The 20602-nt window shown below is 39.5% G+C and carries 2 protein-coding genes; both read right to left on the bottom strand.

What is annotated here, in order from left to right; genetic code table 11:
- Window positions 1-71 precede the first annotated feature (71 nt).
- A complete protein-coding gene (locus tag ACNFU2_RS01775; protein ID WP_418123456.1) occupies window positions 72-17378 on the bottom strand; it encodes an amino acid adenylation domain-containing protein in 17307 nt (5768 codons plus the stop codon).
- Window positions 17379-17444: 66 nt separating this feature from the next.
- The gene (locus ACNFU2_RS01770) at window positions 17445-20600 is read right to left on the bottom strand and encodes an SDR family NAD(P)-dependent oxidoreductase (RefSeq protein WP_418123454.1); all 3156 of its coding nucleotides are present in this window, start codon (window positions 20598-20600) and stop codon (window positions 17445-17447) included.
- Window positions 20601-20602 lie beyond the last annotated feature (2 nt).

The following is a 20602-nucleotide window of genomic DNA, read 5'->3' as shown; positions in this document are numbered from 1 at the left end:
ATTTTCTTGTGTGTTAAAATAATTTTTGGCATGGGTGTTTCATATGTCTTATTGTGTGTTTATTGTGATTATTAAAGTGTCTGTTTTATATTTTCTTCGGTATTTATTTTAGTTAACCATTCTGTACAATATGGTGTATTCACAATGGTAAAGTGATTGGCCTCTGTAGGGATGATCTGCACATCGCTGAAATATTGATCCCAGCCTGCAGCAGCTCCCTGATCTCCCCAATCTTCGCCTGAAAGTTTCGTATTATCTGCCTCTACGAAAATTAAAGTTTGATCCAGCTTTTCTTCCATCTTGTAAACCGCTGAAATAGAGGCCCGGAATACCTCCCACATTCTGGCTACTGTTTTAGCTGGAAGTGTATGGACTGTATCACAGATAAATGGCATATAATCCTCTTGCGGCAGTTGTTTCACAAGCTCTTCTACGGCATCGTCACTCAACCATGGCTGACTGAATTGGATCAGTGATCTGAAATAAGTTCCCAATTTTTGAGCTTCCTCTAAGGAATTGAAAGAAGAAAGCGGATCTGTGAAGCAATCCAGGAAGATAACCTTGTCGATTTCGATGGCCAATTCCTTCGCCTGTCTGATCATCTCATAGATTACAATACCACCATAACTGTGTGCCAATAAATTGATACCTCCAATGACTCCCGTCTGTTTAATCTGTTCCAGGTTATAAGATGCCATTGTTTCAATACTTTTATTAGGAGCTTCATCCGCTGTGATCCCCTTCATCTGCAGTCCATAAACAGCTCCTTCCCCAGGTAAATTACCTGCCAGGGTAAAGTAACCTTCTGTTGACCCAAGCGCACCTGGAATAACAAAAGTTACTTCTTCCATATTTCCTTCTCTTAATGTTAAAACAGATTCTTCACAGGACTCTTCATTACCATTGATCAGTATTTTAATTCCTGCAATCGTTGGATTCTTCATGATGTGGATCAGCTGAATGTCTTTATCAAATGCAGTATTGATCTTATGGGCTAACTGAATCATCGTTAATGAGTTTCCACCCACATCGAAAAAATCATCATGAATACCTACCCTATTTAATTTTAATAGCCTGATCCATATCTCCGCCAGCTTATGTTCTGTTTCATCCGATGGTGCTGTAAACTCACTTTGATTAATATCATTTGGATCAACGCTTGGCAAAGCTTTCCGATCAACCTTACCATTAGAAGACAACGGAATTTTATCTATTTCAATGAATATGGAAGGAACCATATATTCAGGCAGATGAGCTCTTAAATGCTTTTGCATTTCTTCTTTGTCAAAAACATCATTTGCTACGACATATGCAACCAGTCTTTTATTTCTGTTATCATCTTCTACCGTTAGAACCAAGCCTTGTTTTACGAGCGGAGATAACTGCAAAATGGTTTCCACCTCTCCTAACTCAACTCTGAATCCATTGATCTTAACCTGTCCGTCCTGTCTTCCAAGGAATACAATAAATCCGTCAGGATGCTGACAGCCAATGTCTCCGGTACGATATAATTGTTTCTGCATTCCGGGATGTTCAATAAAACTGGCAGCTGTTTTTTCTGGATCCTGGTGATAGCCTTTAGCTACCCCAATTCCGCCGATATAAATATCTCCGGGAACATTCACTGGGCAAGGAGAAAGGTTGATATCTAAAACATACATTTCCTGATTACCTAAAGGATACCCGTAAGGAATACTCTTCCATGACGGATTGATTTCACCGATCGGATAATGAATAGACCATATAGAACCTTCTGTTGCTCCACCAAGGCTGATCACAGCACTGTCCGGATTGATCTTTTTTATTCTGCCCGGTACATCCAAAGGAATCCAGTCTCCACTCATCCAGTACATTCTTAAGCTGGAAAGATGCATTTCAGAAGTATCTTCCTGTCTTTCTATCAACAAATTCACGATCTGAGGTACTGAATTCCAAACAGTCACCTGTTCTTCTTTCACATAACGAAGCCAGATATCGGGATTCAATCCTTCTGTTTCCAGAGGTAGGATCAATGTTGCTCCACAGGCAAATGTTCCGAATATATCGTAAACAGAAAGGTCAAAGTTGAGATCGGATATTCCAAATACATTATCATCTGAAGTAATGCCAAATCTTGCATTCATATCATACAAGGTATTGACAGCCCCACGATGATCGATCATTACCCCTTTCGGTTTTCCGGTAGATCCTGAAGTAAAAATGATATAAGCCAGTTCTGTATCCGGAACTTTTACAGTTTCATGATCCGCTGATTCTTCGGCGAAAGTCCTTTCTTCCAGAAGGATTATTTTCACTTCCTCAGAGAAGCTTACCTTATCCATATAATCCGGTTGTACCAAAACGATAGTGGATTCCGTCTGTTTAATCAATTCATTCATCCTGTTTTCAGGCAGGCTGCCTTTAACAGGAATATAATGTCCACCAGCTTTCAGAATTCCCAATACGCCCCAAACCTGCTCTAAGCTTTTATGGGAAACCATCGCAACAGGAGCATTAGCCGGAAGACCTGATTTTACAAGTTCTCCCGCTAAACGATTCGCCATTTCATTTAATTCAGCATACGTAATTCGTCTCCCATCGTGCACTACTGCAATTTGATCAGGGGTTTTAAGGACCTGCTCTTCGAAAAGATCAGATAATGTTTTATGTTTCGGATATTCAACCGCTGTGTCATTTCTTTCGTAAAGGAAGTAATTGATTTCTTCTTTGGATAGAACTTCATACGTTTTTATCTGTCTTGCTGTATTTTCCAGAACACCATTCATTAGCTCCATGAAATATCCCATATGTTGTTGTATCAGCTCCGGACTGAATACATCCTGATCATATTTCAGGCTTACAATGATTTCTTTTCTCAGATCCTGTATTTCCAAAGAATACACGTGAGCCGTTTCCTGATATACTTCATCATAAATTTCAATACCTGAACCACCTCCCGTTAATATTTCATCAAAGATGTTCTGATAAATGAATGATACTTTGAATGGTGTTTCTCTATTACCGAAACGGTCTAAATTCAGATCTGATAATAATTTAGGCAAAGGATAAGCTGCATGAGACATTCCATTTATCATTCCTTTTTGAATATTTTTCACCAACTCTGCAAAAGTCTGGTTTCCAGACACTCTGTTACGCAATATCATCATATTGACATAATAACCAATACTGTTTTCATACTCCTTTTTAGGACGTCCTGCAGTCGGCATCAAGATCAATAGGTCTTCCTCTGTGGTCAACTTATGAAGTAACATTGCATAGATCCCTGAGAATAAGACAGAAAGATTGACTTTCAGCTTTTTGCCTAATTCTTTGAGCTGATCTACTTTCTCCTCCACAAGCTTTATTCTTTCAATACCAATCGTAGTTGTTTTGGTACTGTTCTGCTTGTACAAATCGTAAGGCAAATTAATTATGGGTAGTGTCCCAGATAAATTCTTTTTCCAATACGCCAGACTTTTCTCTCCTTTCTTACTTAGAATGAAATTCTTTTCCCATTCTACGTAACTGAAATAGGCAAAATCAGGTTCTTTAGCCACTATTTTTTCTCCGTCTAAAAGTTTTTGGCATTTTTCAAAAAGAGAAGCTATAAACACAGAGCTTGACATTCCATCAAAAATGATATGATGAAATACCAATAGAATATAATTATTATGGGCTGCAAGGTCTCTTCTGACATATAATCTTACCGGTAATTCTATCTCCAGATTGAATGGTTTTCTTACCAGATTCCATGAAACTTCATTGATGTTCTGACCTTCAGCAAGCTCTTGATCATCCACTTCAACTTCTGATACATTTTGAATTTGATTATAAATCTCTCCGGTTTCATCAGTAAGAAAACGGGACTTAAGAACCGGATATTCATCAAGCGTTAGCTGAAATGCTTTTTTCATGACATTATAATCGATGGTTCCCGGAATAATAAACGATACAGGAACATTATAATTTGTATTTTCAGGTTCCAGTTGCTGTATAAACCAAAGTCCTTTCTGACCTTCTGAAAGCGGATATCTTGGTGATTCTTCCTCCTGAATTTCTTCTACATCATTGATGGTACTATCCGATAATGCTTCAGGCTGATGAACGGCTGTTATTTTCTCCTGATATTCTTCGAGAAGGAAATCAGCCAGATCATTGATCGTTGGATAATTATAGAAAACAGCAGGAGTCAGGTCCGTATCATAGAAATCATTGAGTTCATTAGAATACTTGATCAGTAAAATGGAGTCAAATCCGTAATCACTCAGTTTTTCATCCCTTTCAATATCGCTTTCGGATAATTTCAACAGCTGAGCCGTGATCTCCAATAATTTTGATGCGACCTTATCCTGTAATTCAGCACTTTTAGGCATAGCATGCGCTTGTACCTGTTTCTGTTTTACTACTAATCTGTTCAGTAATTGAGATCGTATTTTATCAACTTTTCCATAGGTTACGATTCCCTGGGTGTAATTACTGCCTAATAATTGATCAAAAATGTTAATTCCAACCGACTTAGGTAAAGGAGACAATCCATATTGTTTGTCTAAATATTCCTGATTGGTCTCGTCCATTACCATTCCACCTTCTTTCCAGAATGGCCAATTGATGCTGATCGTTTTCCCTTGTCGTTTCCCTTTATTGCGCTCAGATTCCCTGTACACGGCATAATTATCCAGATAGACATTAGCGGCTGCATAATCTGCCTGGCCTGCATTTCCTGTGATGGCGGCTAATCCGGAAAACAGCACCATAAAATCAAGAGCTTCATCTTTGGTGGCTTCGTCAATGTTCTTAACGCCATTTACTTTAGCAGCAAAAACTTTTTCAACTTCATCAGGAATTTTATTGACGATCAAACTGTCCTGGGTTACCCCTGCACTGTGGATGATTCCATCTATTCGGTGGTATTTTTCTTTAATCTGATCCAGTAAACTCACAACCTCTTCTTTATTATTCACATCACAACTGAAGTAATCTCCATGAGCAAGACCCGCAATGAAAGCTTCTTTTTCTTCATCTAGCTGACCTCTACCTGTTAAGATTACTTTCGTTTTTGGTATTTTGTTGATGTGGGTAGCGAATAATCTGCCTATTCCTCCTGCTCCCCCTACGATCAGATACACTCCGTTTTCTTTAATTTTTAATCCGTCATTATCCGAAATATTAATTTCGTTAATTTTTTTCACTTTTCTAAGCCCGGACTCATAACGGATCTCTGCATCGGCAGTACCTAGTTCTGTCTGTAAAATTGAGGTCAGTTCCGGTGCATCTTTTACAGAAAGTCGCTCCACACTGATGATCTTCCCTGTGATTCCCGGATTTTCAAGACTTGCTGTTTTAAGCAGCCCCGATATAAAGCCGTAATCCAGATAATCTGCAATACAGCAAACGATCAGTAAATGGGACGTATTTTTCTCTAATGCTCTTTTTTTAATTACAGACATCACATCAATCAGGTAATCTTCGGCAACTGCCCCATCGATCGTTGTGGTTTCAATTCCCAATTCTGTTTTAAGATTTTCCGCAAGTTGTGCCGGGCTGTCTACCAACAAGACCATTGGAATCGCTTCGTTATCATGTCCGGCAAAGCTTTCTGCAGCACATTCTTCCCAATTCATCGTAAATATGCAGGCATCTGTTGCAGCATCCGACCATTCTGTTTTCTCAGTTCCATCTACCGGAAGGGTAACAAAATCATGGAAACTCATCAATACTTTTCCATGATCATCCAGAATATCTACATCATAGGTAATTACAGCTCCATTTCCCTGATTGGCTTTGCTTTTTCTGGCATAACTCCAGATATTAAGAGGCAGTTCTTCATAGAATACAACTTCTTTAACACTAAATGGAAGCTGAGTAACCGGTTTTTTATCGATAAAGCCCATTCCCATACAGGTTTGCAATGCACTATCCAAAAGACCCGGAGAAACACTGAATCCTTGTAATTTTGGTAATGTAATCTTCGACAATGCTTCTGAGGATGAGTAATACATATGCTCAATTCCCATGAAACTATTTCCGTATTGAAGTCCCATCTGTCTGAAAATATCATAACATGTTGCTCGGTCCACACTCTCTGACATTCTGTTTTGAATAGATGTAAGATCAAATGAACTCTTCACTGGCAAAGATTGCGTTGAAATACGACCCTGGCTATGAAGCTGCTCTTGTCCATTCAATGAATAGATTTCATAACTAAGTTCTTCATTAATGCTTTTCAAACGAATATGCACCTCTTCTGCCTTTCCATTGACACGTACAGGACTCATCCATGCGATATTTTTAAGAACGGTTATCTTTTCTGATAAAAGCTCGGTTCCTGAAATTCTTGCCATTTCAAGGTAAGCTACACCCGGTAATATAATCTCATTCTGTATTTTATGATCACTTAAAAATTCTTCGTTTCCTGTAAAAGTACTGGAGAACTGGAAAGATTTAACTGTTGAGGTATTACGGTGGATCAGTGGATGCAGATAACTTGTTTGCTGACGGTTGACAGTAGATTTAACCTCCGGAATCCAGTAACTCTGACGGGCAAAAGCATATGTAGGAAGACTGATTTTATTCGGACGTTGTTCCTGGTACAATAAATCCCAGTTGATGGTTATTCCTTTTGTCCATAACACTGCTAACGATTTGATCTCACCATGGGCAATAGCATAGTCAATATATGCCTTACCAGCTCCGCCTTCCAGTAAAAAGTCTGCTTTATCCTTTTTGATGTTTCCGATCATCAGGTTTTCAGTATTCCCTTTCAGGAATCCATCCAACTGAAGCATCAGATCGGCCTGGTCTGCAGCAAGTAGAGCAAAACGTTCTTCCATCGGTTCTCTTCCGACTTGCAGGGTATAAGCTATATCCTGAATATTAGTTCGTGGATTTCTTTCTAACCAAGACAGCAATTTACTAACCTGATTTTTAAGTCTTTCTGCATTTTTTGCAGAAATAATGATCAATGCCGGTTCGGTAGAAATTGATGACACTTTATTTTCCGGATACTCTTCAATGACCATATGTACGTTCGTTCCACTAAAACCAAAACTGCTGATGGCCGCTCTTCTTGGTGCCTGATTTTCTGTTTTCCAATCAGTTAATTCACTTCCTACCTGGAAAGGGCTATTGACAAGATCAATTAAAGGATTGCATTCTTCAAAATTCAAGGTGGGTACCAATTGTTTATGTTTTAAAGAAAGCATGATCTTCAGAACACCTGCTACTCCTGCAGCAACTAATGTATGACCAATATTGGTTTTAACGCTTCCGATTCTGCAATACTGTGTTTTTTCTGTATACTTTCTGAAAGCATTCGTCAAGGCATCCAACTCAATAGGATCTCCCAGACTGGTTCCTGTACCATGTGCTTCTACATAGCTGATGGTCTCAGGATTGATATTGAACTTTTTATAGACTTCCTTTTCAAGTTCCTGTTGTGCCAGAACACTTGGTGCTGTAATTCCATTGGAAGCTCCATCCTGATTGGTTAAGCTGGCTTTGATCACTCCATAAATTCTGTCTCCATCTCGTTCTGCGTCCGCAAGACGTTTCATGATCACAACTCCTACCCCTTCACCCGGAACAAATCCATCCGCTTTTTTATCAAAAGTATGGCATTGTCCTGTGGAAGACATCATTCCGGCTCTGCTGGCCAGAGAATAAAAACCAGGCGTTGTCATGATATTGATTCCACCCGCAATAATCAGGTCGGTTTCTCCTTTTTGTAAGCTGCTGCACCCCATATCCATCGCCAAAAGAGAACTTGAGCACGCTGTATCCACAGAAATTGCAGCTCCCTTCAGATCTAAGAAGTAAGATATTCTTGCTGCTAATACGGCGCTGGAATTCCCCCACATTACTGAAGCTTCCTCACATTCCCGGATATTGTAATCACTTGGAGCCACTCCTGCATATACTCCACACTTGCTGCCTTTTAAACTTTTCGGATTAATCGCTGCATCTTCAATGGCTTTCCAGCAATGCTCCAGGAACAAACGCTGTTGCGGATCCATCATTTCGGCCTCATTTCCTGAAATCTTAAAGAAAACAGGGTCGAATTTATCAATATCCCGTAAAAAACTGCCTGTCCATTTTGGTCCTTCATTGTGAGTATATCCCTGCCATCTGTCTGCAGGTACATCACCGATCAGACTTTTTCCATTTTTCAAAACTTCCCAAAATGCATCCAGATCGTTGGCAGCTCCAAACTGTCCGCTCATCCCAATGATGGCGATATCATTTTCATGGCGATATACTGGTTCCTGAGCTTTAACAGGGGCAGTAAATCTTGTTTTCAAAGGTGTTTCCACTTCACGAACTGAAGCTTGAACTGAAGTTTCAACAGCCACTTCAACTTGTAATGCTTCGCTAAAGTTCTGCATTAAATGCTCAGCAAGCTGCTGGATGGTTCCATAGCTGAAAATATCTGTAGATTTCAGATCCACCTTCAGTTTTTCATTGATATTTTTGATGAGTTCCATACTCAGGATGGAATCAAAACCATAATCCATAAACTGGCATTCTATATCAAAATCGCCTGGTGGAAGTTTGATTAAATCGGCAGCTATTTTGGTCAGCTGTTGGATCAGGCTATTATTATCTATTGTTTTTTTCATAACAGGCATTTTCTGTTTTGGTGCTGCTGTAGTCTGTTGTATAACAGGAGGCACCATTTTGATTTCATGTTTTTTTTCTGGTTGTTTTATTTCGGAAATGATCTTTCCATCGCTGGTAGCACAAATGATCTGTTGTGAAAGGACTTCTCCCTGAGGATAGCTTATTGCTTGAAGATAACCCGTTTCTTTCAACACATTTTGCCAGCTTTCTGATGATAGTCCAGGACTTCCGTTTAATCGTATTCCGCGGTCTTCATACAGCCACCATCCGTCTAATAATCCGAAAGTTAATGTGGTAAATATTTCTGTGCGTGCTATTTCATTCATGATCAGTAGGCCATCCTGTTTTAATAAAGCTTTGATATTATTCAGGGTTACGGCCATGTTTTTAGTGGCATGCACTACGTTAGCACCAATCACGATATCATAACTGCCTAGTTCTATCTGCTGATCGGAAGGATCCGATTCTATATTCAAAATAGCTGTTTCCAGATACGGTGCCATTGTTTTAAACTGTTGCTCTGCATAATGAAGGAAACTGTGTGAAAGGTCCGTGTATAAGTAGAAAAGATGGTCTTTATAAGGTTCCAACGCTCTGAAAACAAACTGGCTTGTTCCTCCTGTTCCTGCTCCTACTTCCAATATTCTGATCTTTTCACCCGGTTTCAAATAAGGAATACTGGTAGCAACACTATTTTTGATGATCCCTGTCAACAAATCGTTGAAGTAATCGGATTGTGCATTTCCTTTATAAATACCGCTTACGTAATCCATGCTTCCCCCAGGAAACATCACTGAAGTAGCCTGTATCTTTCCTGTTATGATTTCTATGAAGGACTCCAGACAAATCTTAAGCAGTGTTCCATGAGGACGATATTCCTGTCCATTCATCACAAGTTCACTCATCTGCTGTACGAAATCAAAATCATTAAGAGCGTCTTTTGTTTCCTCCGCCACAAAAACCTGAGCGTCTTTTACGGTTACATATCCTTTTGTCTCCAATAAATGAATCAAAACAGAAAATAACTGTTCGTATTTGTCACTAATGGAAAGCTGAGATCTTAAACTACTGATTGTTTGACCCGTAGTCTGCTTTTCTTCCAGTCCAAGTTGAAGTAATACTTTCAAGATTCCTTTACAGCAAAGCATTTCAAATATCTGATCCTGCTCATCTGCTTTTGGATAAATAAGAGCATCCGCTTCTTCCATTTGTAATACGGAACTGGATTTGACTTGTGAAATCTCCTTCTCATGATGCATGGTAGGCATAGCAGCAGCCGTTGCAGCAGAGAGTTTCAAAGCAACGATCTGTTGTTCATTGTTGTTTAACACGGTTTCAAGCAAGTGCATTCCCTCTTCCGTCTCTATGCTTTCAATACCTGCCTGCTTCATTTTTTCTTTATAACCATCTGCCGCTACAATACCGATCTCGCCCCAATATCCCCAATTGATGATCCTAACAGGGATATTCAACAGGTGGTTTACATTAAGCGCATAACTATCTTTAAAAGAACACCCTGACGCATAATTAGCTTGTCCCGGAGCATGTACCAAAGATTGTGCTGAGGAATAGAAACAGATAAAATCAAGAGGTTCGTTTTTGAATATATGTACCAAATTCTGGCTGGACAGAGATTTAGGCATGAACGCTTTTTTAAAATCATCTTCAGTCATATTTTTCAAAAGCATATCATGCAAAACAATTGCTGAGTGAAACAGACCGTGAACCTCGCTGTGATTTTCTTTAATTAGTTTATAAGCTTTTTCAACCTGTTTTGGATCAGTAGCATCACATGAGTAGTATTCAGGTTTTTGTCCCAGTTTGGCAATTTCTTCCTGAGCTATCATAATTGCTTCATCAGCGACTCTTCTTCCCAACCAGATGATCTTCGCCTGATAGTTCTTTACCAGGTATTCTGTAGTTGCTTTTCCTAATCCTCCTGCACCCCCTAGCAATACATAAGTTCCTCCGTTTCTAAACGTTGAAGAATTTACTTCAGGTAATACAATAGGATACAAATGCTGTCTGTAATAATGCCCGTTTCTCAAAGCAGTAACTGCATTTTCTTTATTATCAAGACTGATTGTAAATAGATCTGCCCAATTGATTTTCGCAGGATTTTTCAATGCAGATAGACCCAGATCAATCCGGTTAACTGACCATTGAGGTTGTTCTTTTATCAAAGCTCCTGTCATTCCTATCATCCCACTGCCTGCAGAAGTTACCTTACTATCCGGCAAAACTTTCTGTGTATTAGAAGTGAATACGGTAAGTTTCAAGTCTTTGATTCCTGCATCTAATAATTGTTTTATGCTAGTAAATACGGCTAATTCTCTTGCAGAATGATCATCCATTAATGAGTCATCCCCTATTTCAGTTAATCCCTGTAAAAGGTAAACACCTGCTACATCATCAGGAACTGCATCTAAAGTTTCTGTAGCGGTCACCTCCGCACCTTGATTCATTAGCCATTTTCCAAGTTCTTCACCAAATACCGGATCTGAACCTCCGGTAACAAGGATCTGTTTTCCTTCAATTAAAACTGAAGCTTCCGGCTGGGTAATTATCCTGTCCCACATAGGTTTGTGAGCAATGGATGAAGCTTTACCCGAAGTGCTTTGAGAGGTAACCTGAGGTGACAATACCAAATCCCTGAAATGCAGTAAAACAGTTCCCTCTTCATCCATAATATCCATTTGACAACAGAAAGCTCCACTTTGCTTTTTCTCAAATGTTGCATGGCACCAGATCACTGATGGTAATGTTCCAAAAATGGTTATTTCAGCAGCATCTGAAGGCTGATAAAGAGATTGTTCTCCCTGACTTAACAACCAACCTGTGCTGGTTTGTACGATATTGTCCAATACTCCCGGAGAAAGAATAAATTCATCAGTAACCGGTAATACGATTTTTGCCAGTGCATCAAGTTTATCGAAATACAATATTTCCACTCCCTGAAAGTCAGCTGCATAAGTCTTACCTGCTTTTGCAAACAAGTTGTAAAGCGCCTCTTTTTCAATAGAATACTGATAGTATTGTATTAAATCTTCAATATTCTTTTGATCATGGGGCTGCTGAAATTCCGTATTCAGTAAGCCTTGACCATTAAGCTGTGTCTTATTTTCTTTATGTTTTGTGTAGATTTCATACCCAATTTCATTTCCTGCGTTAAAGAGGTTGATCTGAACATTGGCAGGAACTCCGTTTACTCTGATCGGATCAACCCATGACACATTCTTCAATTGGGTAATACGCTGACGTAAACTTCTTTCTCCCGCTTCTCTTGCGAGTTCTAATAAGGCAGAAGATGGCAGTTCTTTATAATTGGTGATCTCACACTGTGTTAAGAAATCTTCTTCTCCCGTATAGGTGCTGATAAATTTCTGCTCATTCAGGTCAGAATCATTGCTGTGCAATAATGGGTGCAGATTATTCTGACCATATTGTACAATTCCGTCGTTAACGATAGGAATCCAGTATCGATCTTTTATAAATGGATAAGCCGGCAAACTGATTCTTGAAGGAAATCCTTTAGGATAAAGAGAACTCCAGTCTGTATCCACTCCATTCACCCAAGCCATTGCTATAGAAAGCAAATCTTTTGTGTGCTGGATGTAGTTTTCATCTTTTTTACGAATATTTCCTCTGATTGGATTCATTGTTTTTTGATCCAGATAATCGCTTAACTGAACCATCAGATCTTCTTTATCAGTCGCAATGAATGCCAGCCTTTCCTCCATTTCCTCTCTACCTACCTGTAAGGTATAGGCAACATCATATAAATTTGCCTGACTGTTTTTTTCTAAGAAATTTTTCAGATTCTCCACCTGGATGGCAATTCTGCTGGCATGTTTTGCAGACAATGCAATGATCACAGGCATTTTATAGTCCAATTTCCTGGCTGGTAAAGCTGCATATTCTTCAATGATGATATGAGCATTGCTTCCTCCTGCGCCAAATCCACTGATCCCGGCGATACGAGGTTTCCCTTCATTTGTTGGCCATGCTTCAAGCTCCTGCTGTACTTTAAAAGGACTGTTTTCAAAATCAATATCCGGATTTAGAACAGCGGAATGTAATGAAGGAACCAACTGCTGATGCTTAAGCTGTAAGATCACTTTGGTTAATCCTGAAATTCCTGCTGCCGATTCACAATGTCCGATATTGGATTTGACAGAACCGATGCTGCAAAACTGTTTTTCTGTAGTTTCAAATGCTCTGTTCAGGCCTGCTATTTCGATCGGATCTCCAAGACTAGTTCCTGTCCCGTGGGCTTCTACATAGCTTAAATCACTTGCCTTAACGCCACTTTTCTCGATCGCAGCTTTAATTACTGCAGCCTGAGCTTTTGGATTTGGAACGGTATATCCATTCGTTTTACCGCCGTGGTTTAATGCGGTTCCTTTAATTAAACCATAAATATGGTCACCATCTTTAATCGCTTCGCTTACACGCTTTAATAATACCGCTCCAACACCTTCTCCAGGTACATATCCATCTCCACCCATACCAAAGCTTTCACAACGGCCTGCACCAGACACAAAACGTCCCTGGCTCAGCATCAGATATTTATTTGGATGTACGCTAATGTTTACTCCTCCGGCAACAGCCACATCGGTATTTCCAACAATCAGATCATTACATGCTAAATGAATAGCCGTTAAGGAAGAAGAGCACATCGTATCAACGGCCATACTCGGACCATTGAAATTAAAGAAGTATGAAATTCTGTTGGCAATACTGCTTGCTATACCGGCCGGCGTTACAAAATTCCCTTTCATTCTTTCCTCAGCACCAAATAACTGGTATTCTTCATACATTACTCCGGCATAGACTCCGATTTTCTTAGCAATTCCGGTTTCGGCATCTTCTGAACGTATACTGTCACGGGTGTATCCCGCATCTTCTATCGTTTCCCATACGGTCTGCAGGAAAAGACGTTCCTGAGGATCCATCAATTCTGCTTCTCTTGGTGAGATACTGAAAAATAAGGGGTCAAACTTATCAATGTCATTCATAAACCCACCCCATTTGCTGTAGCTTTTTCCAGGGCGACCTTTTTCTTCATGATACATTTCATCTGCATTCCAACGGTCCGCCGGAACCTGTGTGATACAGTCTTTTCCGATTTTAAGATTCTCCCAGAATTCTTCCAGGTTATTGGCATCCGGATAACGTCCGCTGATACCGATAATGGCAATATCTTCGTTGATGTTTTTATTCCCAGATTGTTGTTGTACCATTGAAAAACGCTGGCGTCTGTTTTGAACATCAACAGGTCTCTCAGTTTTTATAACTTCTTTTGTCAAAGGTGCCGAAGCTTTAACTACAGCCAATCCTGTTAATTCTAAAAGTAATGAACGATGAGCTTCCATAAAGTAGCCACAAAGCTCTTTCAGGGTCAGGTATTCAAAGAATAAGGTACGGGGTAACTTACCAAATACGTCCTGCAGGCAATTAGAAAGCCTGATCACCAATACGGAATCAATTCCGTACTGCTCAAAAGGAACTTCAGCCTTTAATTTTTCTTCAGGCATTCTCAACTCTTTTGCCAGAAGGCCACGCAGATAGATTATGGACGCATTGTAAAGACTATCATTATTGACAGAAGTTTCTGTTGGTGAATAGGATATTTCTTCTGGTTTCTCCACCAAAACCTTCTCCTCTTTAGTATCTCCAAACAGTACCATTCCCTGGGTAATTCCACTATTCATTAAGCTTTCAAATGCCTTAATACCCACATCAGTTGGCATCGGTGCCAAACCAAAGTGTTGCATCATATAGATTTCAGCTTCAGCACTGATTTGCATTCCGCCTTCTTTCCAGAGTGGCCAGTTAATGCTTAAGGTCTTTCCATAACGCCTGCCATTCATCCGTTCACTTTCTCTGTAATGGGCATAATTATCCATCCAGGTATTTGCTGAAGCATAATCAGACTGTCCGGCGTTTCCATTGACCCCCGCTACGGAAGAGCAAGTGATCATAAACTCTAATGGAAGGTCTTTCGTTGCCATATCCAGATTTCTGGTTCCTTTTATTTTAGCCGCAAAGACTTCTTTTACTTCCTTTTTTGTTTTCTGAAGGATCATACTGTCACGGATCACTCCCGCACTATGAATAACACCGTCAAGTTTCGTATGTTTTTCAATGATATTTTGAATAAGATCATTGACTGCTGACTCATCACTGATGTCACAAGGATAATACAATGCATTATCTAATTGATCAACAGCTTTTTGTTGAGAAGGATTCAACTGTGGACTTCTGCCCGTTAAAATTATTGTTGCTCCTTCTGTTTTATTAAGATATTGCGCAAAGATCAACCCTAATCCACCAGCCCCGCCAGTAATCAGATATACTCCGTCTGACTTGATGTGAACGGGAGCTGTGGAAGAATCAATCAACCTATTTTCCATTGATCTCACCTCGCGTTTTCCTGCTGAATAACGCACTTCATGGTCTGGATTCTGTTTTTCATTCATCAAAATACCACCCAATTCTTCAAGATTTTGAAATGCCTGATCTTCTATGCTGATCAGTTTTCCCGTAATTCTAGGATTTTCCTGGGTTAACGTTTTTAGTAAACCAGTAATAAAACCATACTGATAATACTGATCCTGACTACAAGCAACGACAATATGAGTTGCCTTTTTATGAGGCATTACTGTTTTTGCCAGAGAAAGCATATCCATAAAGAAATCTTCCTCTTTTACTGTATTAATGGCCGTAACCGTTAATGAGAAATGATTGTAAAGATCATCGGCCATGGTCCCGGATCCTCCTGCCAATATGATGATCGGCATTGTATCTCTAAGAGATTGTACAGGTTCTGGCTGATACTTCCAATGATCAGCTAATAAGCTAAGTCCTTTCGGAACCATTTCGGTATCATTAACACTATCATTGGCTACAAAACCATTCACAGGTAACAATACCAATTCTTTGAAACGAAGAACAACCTGTCCTTGATTATTCAAAAGATCAATGTCATAGCTGCTAATTCTCTTCCCTGCTTTATTTTTCTTAATGTGACACCACAATTCATCTGTTAAATCCTGATACAACTCTATTTCAGCTACGCTAAATGGCAATAAAATCTCTTTGGTGCTTTTTGCCAGCTGCATTCCTATGCATGATTGTAATGCACTGTCCAGAACTCCCGGAGTTAAAACCAAAGCTCGATCCTTTGGTAAGGAAACTCTTGATAAAACTTCGTCTTCATCATAATACATCTCCCGGATGCCACGGAAACTTTTACCATAGTCTAATCCAGATTCCTGGAATAAAGTATAACAGTCACTTCCACTTATTGTATGAGTTAATCGTTCTTTGATTGTTTTTATATTTTTCTGTTCAGGAATGAACAATTCATCAGTAGATAAAATCCCTCTGCAATGTACCTGTTCGGCATCGTCCTGGGTATAGACTTCAAATTCTATTTCATTCTCTGAAGTAAACACACTGGTAAAAACAGTTTGCTCCTTATCGTTGATCTCAATTGGATGTAACCAGCTAACCTCTTTTAATTTTGTAATTTTTGCCTGTAAAGATTGCTCGCCTGCTTCTCTTGCCAACTCCAGATAAGCAACTCCCGGTAATGTCTTAACATCATGTACCAGATGATCCGTTAAAAACAATTCTTTCCCTGTAAAAATGCTGGTAAACTGCTGTTCTCTAAGGTTAGAAGTATTAGTATGCAATAAAGGGTGAAGTTTTGAACCTGCTTTTAATACTAATTCTCCGTCTCCTTTTGGAAACCAGTAACGTTCATTCGCGAAAGGATAAGATGGTAAACTAATAACAGATGGTTTGGCATCATTGTAAATCAGATTCCAGTCAATATTCACACCTTTTACCCATAACTGAGCTAAAGAATGACTCTCTTTTTCTCTGATGATGCTTTCCAGATAAGCCATCCCAGACTTTCCTTCCAGAGAAATTCCCAGTTGATCATTGTGGATATTCCCGATGTATAAATTCTGTGTATTCTTTTCCAGATAACAAGACAGCTGAGAAAGCAAGTCTTCTCTATCTTCTGCAATAAAAGCCAGTCTTTCTTCCATTGCTTCTCTTCCCGTTTGAAGCGTGTAAGCAAGATCATCAAGATTGATTTCGGAATGATTTTCAATATGCTTTTTGAGGTTCTCAACAATTACTTTTAATCTCTCTTCGTCTTTGGCTGATAATACAATTACCAATGGCATTTGCTGTCTGTAAGCAACATTTTCACCTACATATTCCTCTATGATCAGATGTGCGTTGCTTCCTCCTGCACCAAATCCACTGATTCCGGCAAGCCTTGGTTTATTATTTACAACAGGCCATTCTTCAAGTTCTTGTTGAACTTTAAATGGTGTATTTTCAAATTTTATGTTAGGATTTAGTATCGTAGAGTGCAGAGAAGGTACCAGTTGGCGGTGCTGCATTTGTAACAGAACCTTGGTTAATCCCGATATTCCTGCTGCTGATTCGCAATGCCCAATATTGGATTTTACGGAGCCAATGCTGCAGAATTGTTTGTTTTTAGATTCAAAAGCTTTATTTAATCCTGCTATTTCAATAGGATCTCCAAGACTTGTTCCGGTACCGTGCGCCTCGATATAGCTGAAATCTTCAGCCTTTACACCCGCCTTTTTCATGGCAGCTTTGATTACGGAAGCCTGTGCTTTTGGATTCGGTACGGTATACCCGTTGGTTTTACCTCCGTGATTAAGAGCGGTCCCTTTAATTAAACCATAGATACGATCTCCATCTGCTAATGCCTGGCTGTACGATTTTAGCAATACAGCACCCACTCCTTCACCCGGAACATAACCTTCTCCTCCTTCTCCAAAGCTTTCGCATCTGCCTTAACTGGAGACAAACATCCCTTGGCTCAGCATCAGATATTTATTCGGATGTACACTGATATTTACTCCTCCGGCTAAAGCCATTGTACAATTACCATTCTGGATGCTTTCGCAAGCAAGATGTATTGCTGTTAAAGAAGAAGAACACATGGTATCTACTGCCATACTGGGCCCATTCAGATTGAAAAAGTAAGATACCCGGTTGGCAATGCTGCTGATGCTTCCGCCAGGATTTACGAAATTACCTTTTGCATTTTCTTCAGCTCCAAATAAAGGATATTCTTCATACATCACCCCTACATAAACACCTACCTGCGGCTGGGTAGCATCTTTATCTCTTCCTCTTTCCAGTTTCTTTTTAGGATACCCTGCATCTTCGAATGTTTCCCAGGCTGTTTGAAGAAAAAGACGTGCCTGTGGATCCATTAATTCTGCTTCACGAACAGAGATATTAAAAAACAAGGGATCAAAATGATCTATTTCATCAATAAATCCGCCCCATTTGCTATAGCTTTTTCCTGCCTTTCCTTTTTCTTCGTCATAAAAATCTGTAAGATCCCAGCGGTTTGCAGGGATTTCTGTAATACTGTCTTTTCCTGATTTCAGGTTATCCCAAAATTCTGAAAGATTTTTAGCCTGAGGATATTTCCCTGAAAGTCCGATAATGGCAATAGGCTCATTAACAGCTGAGATATTTCTTGTAATAGGTTTTTCCACAACCTGGGAAGCAGGTTTTATATCGTTTTTAATGCCCTCATTTATTGGTTTAGAAATAACTGTTTCTTCTGACAATGCTGTTTTTACACCAGTAAGCTCGATTAATTTTTCAGGGTAAGCATCAACGAAAAACTCGGTGACTTCAGCTAATGTCTGGCATTCAAAAAATAAGGTCCGTGGGATATTGTTGAAGATGCTTTCCAGACGATTGGTCAGTTTTGTGATCATGATAGAATCGATTCCGTATTGTTCAAAAGATGTATCCGGTTCCAGCTTATGATTCTTCATTCTGAGTTCTTTCGTCATTACATCTCCTAAATAGATCATGGACGCGGCATACAATGCTTTATCATTTCCACCCGTTTTCTTTTGGCTGGTCTTAGAAGTTGAAGACCCATTCATCCATGAGTTCAACTTATCTTCTTCTCCATATACCACAACGCTTTGCGATGAAATGTTGTTCAACAAAGTTTCAAAAGCGGAAATCCCATCAGAAGTAGGCATTGACCATAATCCAAAATGGCTGGACATATATTTTTCCTGGTCTGCATCGATCTGCATTCCGCCTTCTTTCCATAAAGGCCAGTTGATGCTTAACGTTTTGCCTGTTCTTTTTCCTTGGTTACATTCTTTCTCTCTGTGGTTGGCAAAATAATCCAACCAGGCATTAGCAGCGGCGTAATCTGCCTGTCCTGTATTTCCAAATACACCTGCTAATGATGAACAAAACATCATAAAATCAAGTTGCTCATCTTTTGTTGCCTGATCTATATGCTGAGCTCCGGTAATTTTAGCAGAGAAGACATCATGAATTTCTGATGTAGTTTTTTTGGTAATTAAGCTATCCCGGGTAGTTCCTGCACTGTGAATCACTCCATCCAGATGACCATAGTTATTTTTTATCTTTTTAATTAAATCTGTAACAGACTTTAAATCCGTAACATTACAACGCTCGTACTGTGCATTTCTAAATCCTTTAATTTTTTCCTGTTGTGTAGGGTTTAATTCGCTTCTGCCTGTCAGAATTAATTGTGTTCCCGGTATTGTATTCAAATAATCTGCGAAGATCAATCCCAGTCCGCCAGCTCCACCTGTGATCAGGTACACTCCATTTTCTTTGATCTCTGTTTTTAATCCCGGATTTTTATCAGAAATTCCTGTTAAGCTTCTAACTTCTCTTTGCCCGGATTGATAACGTACTTCCGGTTCATGGTTTCTTTGTTCTTCCTGTAAAATCTCTGTCAATTCATCCAGTTCATTGATCGAAAGGCCTTCTACACCGATTGTTTTCCCTTGTAAAATTTGATTTTCCTGTACGGCTGTTTTCAACATCGCTGAAATGAAACCATATTCAAGCTCGTCTGCAACAGGATAAACAAAATGAATCTGCAGTTGAGCAGACTTTTTATTTTGTATTTCTTCTAAAACCTGGATAAAAACAGACTCTGGTGTTCCTTCGTTAATTGTTTTTATTTCACATTCCAATCTTTCGCTTAATTTCTCAGCCAATACAGCAGATCCACCTGCCAATACTACCAATGGAGCATCACCTGTTTCAGTTTTTGATAATCCTGCATTGACCTCATCTAAAGCTTCAGCTTTCCAATTATAATTGTATAAGTGGAGTTCTGGAATTACATTAACGCTATCATTTGTTTTAGCATTCTTTTCCATAGGTACTACAACAAATTCAGAAAAACGAATTACCAGTTCTCCGAAATTGTTCAATAATTCAATATCATAGCTATTAGCCAGTTTACCGGATCTGTTTTTGGTGACATAACACCAGATCTCTTCCGGAAGCGCCTGGTAAATATTCATTTCTCGGACACTGAAGGGCAGCATCAATTGTTGATTCTGATCCGCAAGGCTAATTCCCATACAGGTTTGCAGCGCACTATCCATCATTCCCGGAGTCCATACAAAGCCTTCTGCCGCTGATAAAGCTATTCTTGATAAAGCTGCTTTTCCATTGTGAAAAATTTCCTGGATCCCCTGAAAGGTTTTCCCATATTCAAGCCCAATGGAATTCATTATTTTATAATAATCTGCACCTTCTTTATGGCTTCCGGAATCTTTAAAAAGATCACGAAGATGGTTGATATCTCTTATTTCCGGAGACTGCTGGTCAGCTGTCCCTAAAATACCTCTGGTGTGCAATTGAGTATCGGCTTCACCGCTAAAGATTTCATAGGTTAATCCATCTCCCTGCTCCACGACGTTCATATAAAGCTGAACGGATGCGTCACTGATCTTAACGGGTTGTAGCCAACTAATATCCCTGAGTTGAGTAACGTCTTTTCCGGCAACATATTCTCCTGCCGCGCGGGCCATCTCAAGATAAGTGACCCCAGGCAGTACCTTTGTTCCAAGCACTTTATGATCCGTTAAAAAAAATTCTTTTCCGTTATATATACTGTTGAATTGGTGTTGTTTCATGA

It is taken from the genome of Chryseobacterium sp. PTM-20240506 (genome assembly GCF_048296755.1).
Classification (GTDB): Bacteria; Bacteroidota; Bacteroidia; order Flavobacteriales; family Weeksellaceae; genus Chryseobacterium; species Chryseobacterium proteolyticum.
This window is presented reverse-complemented; position numbering and strand designations above follow the sequence as displayed.

Excerpts from the sequence above, each read along its gene's own strand:
- ACNFU2_RS01770 (WP_418123454.1), bottom strand. The coding sequence starts at position 20,600 with ATGAAACAACACCAATTCAACAGTATATATAACGGAAAAGAATTTTTT.